Here is a 6921-nt window from a genome sequence, read left to right on the forward strand (position 1 = left end):
CGCACCACACCCGCATGCGACACACCCCGCGCCAACGCACGCAACGCACCGACACGGTCCTCCCCCCACACCACCGCACGATGCTCCAGCACCGCACGACCGGTGAGCAGTTGCCAGGCGACGTCGGCGGGATCCGCCTCGTCCGTCAGCCCGGCGAGCCGTGCCGCGGCTCCCTGGAGCGCACCGGCGCTCTTGCCGGCGAGCAGCCAGGGCGCGGGGGCGGAAGAAGGCTCGGTGTCGGGCTCGGCGGCGCGCTGGGGCGCGGCTTCCAGGATCACGTGCGCGTTCGTGCCGCTCACGCCGAACGAGGAGACGCCCGCCCGCCGCGGACGGTCCGTCTCCGGCCACGCACGGGCCTCCGTCAGCAGCTCGACAGCCCCCGCCTCCCAGTCCACATGCGGCGACGGCTCACCCACATGCAACGTGGCAGGCAGCACGCCGTGACGCATGGCCTCCACCATCTTGATCACACCACCGACACCCGCAGCCGCCTGCGTATGCCCGATGTTCGACTTCAACGACCCCAGGTACAGCGGCTCCTCACGCCCCTGCCCGTACGTCGCCAGCAACGCCTGCGCCTCGATGGGGTCACCGAGCCGCGTCCCCGTTCCGTGCGCCTCCACCACGTCCACGTCGGCAGGGCTCAGCCGAGCGCTCTCCAGCGCCTGCCGGATCACCCGCTCCTGCGACGGGCCGTTCGGCGCCGTCAACCCGTTCGACGCACCGTCCTGGTTGACCGCCGAACCCCGCACCACCGCCAGCACCTGATGACCGAGGCGCTCAGCGTCCGAGAGCCGCTCCACCAGCAGCACTCCCACACCCTCGCCCCAGCCCGTCCCGTCGGCGTCCGCCGAGAAGGTCTTGCACCGGCCGTTGGAGGAGAGCGCGCCCTGTGTGCTGAAGTCGATGAAGACGGCCGGGGTGGAGAGCACGGTGACGCCGCCCGCCAGTGCCATGTCGCACTCGCCCGAGCGCAGCGCCTGACAGGCCAGGTGCAGCGTGACCAGGGAGGACGAGCACGCGGTGTCCACCGTCATGGCCGGGCCCTCGAGCCCGAAGGTGTAGGAAACGCGACCGGCCAGCACGCTGCCGGAGGTACCGGTGCCGAGGTAGCCCTCGACGCCCTCGGGCAGCACGGTCATGGTCGAGCCGTAGTCGTGGTACATGAGCCCGGCGAAGACGCCGGTGCGGCTGCCGCCGACCGAGGTCGGGTCGATGCCGGCCCGTTCGAACGCTTCCCAGGAGGCCTCCAGCAGCAGGCGCTGCTGCGGGTCCATCGCGAGGGCCTCGCGCGGCGAGATGTTGAAGAGCACAGGGTCGAAGCGGTCGGCGTCGCGGACGAAGCCGCCTTCGAGGATGTTCGACTTGCCCGACGCGTCGGGGGTGGGGTCGTAGAGGTTCTCGATGTCCCAGCCGCGGTTGTCGGGGAACGGGCCGATCGCGTCGGCGCCCTCGGCCACCAGCCGCCATAGGTCCTCGGGGCTGTTGACCCCGCCGGGGTAGCGGCAGCTCATCGCGACGATCGCGATGGGTTCGTCGCTCCCGGCGGCCGTTCGGGAGGCGCGGCCGGCCTTCGGGGCGGCCGTGCGGTCCTCACCGGTCAGGAGGGGCAGCAGGTGGGCCGTCATGGCCTGGGGCGAGGGGTGGTCGAAGACCAGGGTCGCGGGCAGCCGCAGGCCGGTCACGGCGCCGAGGCGATTGCGCAGTTCGACGGCGGTCAGCGAGTCGAAGCCCAGGTCCTTGAACGTCCTGTGGTCCTCCACCTGGTCGGAGGCGGCGTACCCCAGCACGCCGGCGGCTTCGGACCGCACCAGTTCGGCGAGGAACTCGGTGCGCTCGACCTCACCGAGCGCGGTGAGGCGCTCGCCCAACGGGGAGGCGGCGCCGGGCATGGCACGTGCCGCCCCGGGCCGCGTGGAGCGGGTGACCAGGCCGCGCAGCAGCGGCGGCGCCTGGCCGGCGGGGTCGCCGTCCAGGGCCTTGCGGAGTTCGGGGAGGTTCAGGTGGAGGGCGACCAGGTGCGGGGTGTCACCCGTGCGGACGGCGTCCAGGATCGTCAGTGCCTCGGCCGTGGTGAGTGGCCCGCCCGCGCGGTTGATCCGGGCCCGGCCCGTCTCGTCCAGCCCGGCGGAGATGCCGGAGGTCTCCTCCCACAGCCCCCAGCCGACGGAGACGGCGCCCGGCCTGCGCTGGGCGACGGCGTCGAGCACCGCGTTGGCGGCCGCGTACCCGGCCTGGCCGGCCGAGCCGAACGTCGCCGAGGCGGAGGAGAACAGCACGAAGAGCGGGACGTCTCCGACCAGCGCGTCCAAGTGCAGCGCGGAGGCCGCCTTGGCGTCCAGCACCGCGTCGATCCGCTCGGGGGTCAGGGCGGTGACCACGCCGTCGTCCACGATCCCGGCGGCGTGCACCACTCCGGTCAGGGGGCGGTCCGCGGGCACGGTGGCGAGTACCGCGGCGAGGGCTTCGCGGTCGGTCGCGTCGCAGGCGACGGCCCGCGCGTGGGCGCCCATTTCGGCGAGTTCGGCGAGCAGTTCGTCGGCCTGGGGGGCTGCCGGGCCGCGCCGGCTCACCAGCAGCAGTTCGCGGACGCCGTGCTCGGCGGCGAGGTGCCGGGCCACCCGTGCGCCCAGAACACCGGTGCCGCCGGTGACGAGTACGGTGCCGTGGGTCACCGTCGCCCCGGGGCCGGGCGGGGGCGCGGAGGCGGCGGCGCGGGTGAGGCGCGGAGCGTGCCACCGGCCGTCCCGCAGCGCGAGCTGCGGCTCGTCGGTGTCGGCCGGTCCCGTTCCGGGTACGGCGCTGTCCGCGGGGTCCAGGTCGAGCAGGACGAAGCGGCCGGGGTGTTCGGTCTGCGCGCTGCGGGCCAGTCCCCACACGGCGGCCCCGGCCGGATCGACGGGGGCGGGGCCGACGGGCATGGCGCCCCGGGTGAGCAGGACGAGCGTGGAGTCGGCGAAACGCCCGTCGGCGAGCCAGGTCCGTACGCATTCCAGGGCGCGGTGCGCGGCGGCGCGGACCCGGGCGGGCTCGTCGACGTCGGCGCCGGCGCCTGTGTCGGCGTCGGACACCGGACCGGCGTGCACGGCCACCAGCGCGGGGACCTCCGGCAGGGCCGCCAGGCCGGCGAGTTCCGCCGGTCCGGCGACGAGCGTCCAGGGGCGGGCGTCCGCCCGGCCGTCCGTCGTGGGCAGCGTGGTCCACTGCACGCGGAAGAGCGTGTCGGGTCGTACGGCGCCGCCCGCGGCCCCGGCGGGGCGCAGGACCAGGGACGCGACGGAGGCGACCGGCTGCCCTTCCGGGTCGGTGAGTTCGAGGGAGACGGCGTCCGTGCCCGCCGGGGCCAGGCGTACGCGCAGAGCGGTCGTGCCGGTCGCGTGCAGGGTGACACCGGACCAGCTGAACGGCAGCCGTACGGACTGCTCGGCAGGTTGCTCGACGGACTGCTCGCCCTGCGCGGGGGCGCTCTGCGCCGGGTCGTGCAGGGCCGCTCCGTGCAGGGCGGCGTCGAAGAGTGCCGGGTGCAGGCCGAAGCCACCGGGCTCCGGGGCGCCCGCGCCACCGGGTGAGGGCAGCGCCACTTCGGCGTACACCGCTCCGTCGGCGCCGCGCCACGCGGCCCGCATACCCTGGAAGAACGGCCCATACTGCAGGCCGGCGGCCGCAGCGGTGGCGTAGAAGTCGCCCAGGTCCACCGGCGCCGCGTCCTGCGGCGGCCAGACGGCGGGCGCGGTGCCGGAAGCAGCGGAGGGGGCGGCGGAGCCGGAGAGGATGCCGCTCGCGTGCCGTACCCAGTGGGCGGCCGGTTCCACGACTCCGGTCAGGTCGTCGGGGAGGGAGTAGAGGGCGATCTCCCGGGAGCCGTCCGCGAGCGGCGCCCCCACCTCGGCCTGGATGCGGACGCCGCCCCGCTCGGGGAGCACCAGCGGCGTGTCGAGGGTGAGTTCGTCCACGACGGGGCAGCCGACCTGCTCCCCCGCGTGCAGGGCCAGCTCGACGAGCGCGGTGCCCGGGACCAGGACCGTACCGGCCACCCGGTGGTCGGCGAGCCACGGGTGGGTGGCCCGGGAGAGCCGCCCGGTGAACACGAGGCCGTCGCCGCCGGCCACCGTGACCACCGCACCGAGCAGCGGGTGCCGGGTGCCGCGCAGCCCCACGGCTCCCAGCGCCGCCGCACCGCCGAGGGCCGGCCAGTAGCGCTGCCGCTGGAAGGCGTACGTGGGCAGGTCGATCCGCCGGGGAGCCCAGGGCGCGTACACGACGGCCCAGTCGGGCGTGACGCCGGCGGTATGAACGTGAGCGAGCGCGGTGAACACGGACTCGGTGTCGTCCCGGTCCCGGCGCAGGAGGGGGACGGCGGGCGTGCTGTCGTGCAGGTACGGGACGAGGGCGGACAGCACCCCCTCGGGCCCGAGTTCGACGAAGACCCGCACATCGGTGAGCGGGGCGACCGCGTCGGCGAACCGGACGGGCTCGCGGATCTGGCCGACCCAGTAGTCGGCGGTGGTCATGTCCCCGGGAGCCGTGGTGACGACAGGGATGATCGGAGCGTGGTACGTCAGCGACTTCGCGACCGCCGCGAACTCGTCGAGCATCGGCTCCATCAGCTGCGAGTGGAACGCATGGGAGACCGTGAGCCGCTTGACCCGTACGCCCTCGGAACGCAGACGCTCCTCCAGAACCACGATCGCGTCCGCGTCACCGGAAACGGTCACGGAGGTGGGTCCGTTGACCGCCGCGAGGTCCACGCCCTCGGGCAACTCAAGCTCACCCTCGGCCGCTTCGACGGCCAGCATCGCACCACCCGACGGCAACGCGTCCATCAACCGACCACGCGCGGAAACGAGCGCACACGCGTCCTCAAGGGACAGCACCCCGGCCACATGTGCGGCGGCAAGCTCACCAATCGAATGGCCCACCAGCACATCCGGGGCCACACCCCAGGACTCCACCAACCGGAACAGCGCCACCTCGACCGCGAACAGCCCCGCCTGGGCGTAGACCGTCCGGTCCAGCAGCCCGGCATCCTTCCCGAACACCACGTCCCGCAATGGCCGTTCAAGGTCCACCCGGGCACACACCGCGTCGAACGCATCCGCGAACACCGGGAACGCGTCGTACAGGTCGCTCGCCATACCGGCGTACTGCGCGCCCTGCCCGCTGAACAGGAAGGCGGTCCGCCCCGGCCGCACGGCCCCGGTGAGCACACCGGGGCCGGGCGTGCCCTCCTCGACGGAGCGCAGGCCGGCCTGGACGTCCTCCGGGTCGGAGGCGAGGACGACCGCGCGGTGCTCGTGGGACTGACGGGTCGCGCCGAGGGAGTAGGCGAGATCGACGAGTTCGGCGGGGGCGGCAGGGTCCTCCCGCGCTTCGTCCAGGAAGACGCGCAGCCGCGCCGCTTGCGCGGACAGGGCCTGCGCGGTGCGCCCGGAGACGGGCAGCGGCACCATGCCGGGGCCGGTGCGGCGCGCGGTGGTCGGCGCCGTCGCGGCGGGGGGCGCCTCCTCGAGGATCACGTGCGCGTTGGTGCCGCTGATGCCGAAGGACGAGACGGCCGCCCGGCGCGGGCGGTCGCCCGGCTCCCAGGGGCGCGGTGCGGTGAGCAGTTCGATGCGGCCGGAGGACCAGTCCACGTGCGGGGTGGGCACGTCGGCGTGGAGCGTACGGGGCAGCGTGCCGTGCTCCAGCGCCAGCACCATCTTGATGACGCTGGCGATCCCGGCGGCGGACTGGGTGTGCCCGATGTTGGACTTCAGCGAGCCGAGCCAGAGGGGTTGTGCGCGGTCGCGGCCGTACGTCGCCAGCAGCGCCTGCGCCTCGATGGGGTCGCCGAGCGCGGTGCCGGTGCCGTGCGCCTCGACCACGTCGATCTGGTCGGGGGTCAGGCGTGCGTTGGCGAGGGCCGCGCGGATGACGCGCTCCTGGGCGGGGCCGCTGGGGGCGGTGAGACCGTTGGAGGCACCGTCCTGGTTGACGGCGGAGCCACGGACCACCGCGAGCACCGGGTGACCGGCGGCCCGCGCGTCGGCGAGCCTCTCGACCAGGATCATCGCCACGCCCTCGGCCATGCCCATGCCGTCGGCGTCGGCGGAGAAGGCCTTGCTCCGGCCGTCGGAGGCCAGACCGCTCTGGCGGCTGAACTCGTGGAAGCCGACGGGGTGCGGCATGACCGTGACGCCACCGACGAAGGCGAGGGAGCAGTCGCCGTTGCGGATGGCCTGCATGGCCAGGTGGAGGGCGCTCAGCGACGAGGAGCACGCGGTGTCCACGCTGACCGCGGGGCCCTCCAGGCCCAGCGTGTACGCGATGCGGCCGGAGAGTACGGAGGTGGCGGCGCCGGTGAGCTGGTAGCCCTCGGTGCCGGCGAGGCCCGCCTGCATGCCGTTGCCGTAGCCCTGCCCGTTCGTGCCGACGAAGACGCCGGTACGGCTGCCGCGCAGCGTGCCGGGGTGGATGCCCGCCCGCTCCATCGCCTCCCAGGCCGCCTCCAGGATCAGCCGCTGCTGCGGGTCCATGGCCAGCGCCTCGCGCGGGTTGATGCCGAAGAACGCGGGGTCGAACAGGCTCGCTTCGTGCAGGAAGCCGCCCTGGGAGGCCGCGGCGCCGGCGACGCCGTCGGCCGCCGCCAGGGGGGCGTCGTCCCAGCCCCGGTCGTCGGGGAAGGGCGTGATGCCGTCCCCACCCGTGGCGAGCAGCCGCCACAGGTCCTCGGGCGAGCGCACGCCGCCGGGCAGGGTGCAGGCCATGGCGACGACGGCCATGGGCTCCGGGTCCCGGGTGCCGGCCTCGCGCAACTGCCTGCGGGTGTCGTGGAGTTCGGCGATCACCCGGCCCAGGTAGTCGCGGAGTTTGCGCTCGGTGGGGCTGGTGGCGGCTTCGTCGGTCATCGTGTTCTCCTGATGGTCCTCAGGGCGGTGGCGT

Annotated in this window: 1 protein-coding gene; it reads right to left on the minus strand. The window is 74.4% G+C overall.

The features are described 5' to 3' along the window. On the minus strand, nt 1-6827 hold a 6827-nt coding region (locus tag ACIRNI_RS31565; protein WP_403556768.1), incomplete at its 3' end, for a type I polyketide synthase. Between the last annotated feature and the right edge of the window lie 94 nt (nt 6828-6921).

This window comes from Streptomyces sp. NPDC093546, assembly GCF_044765045.1.
GTDB lineage: Bacteria > Actinomycetota > Actinomycetes > Streptomycetales > Streptomycetaceae > Streptomyces.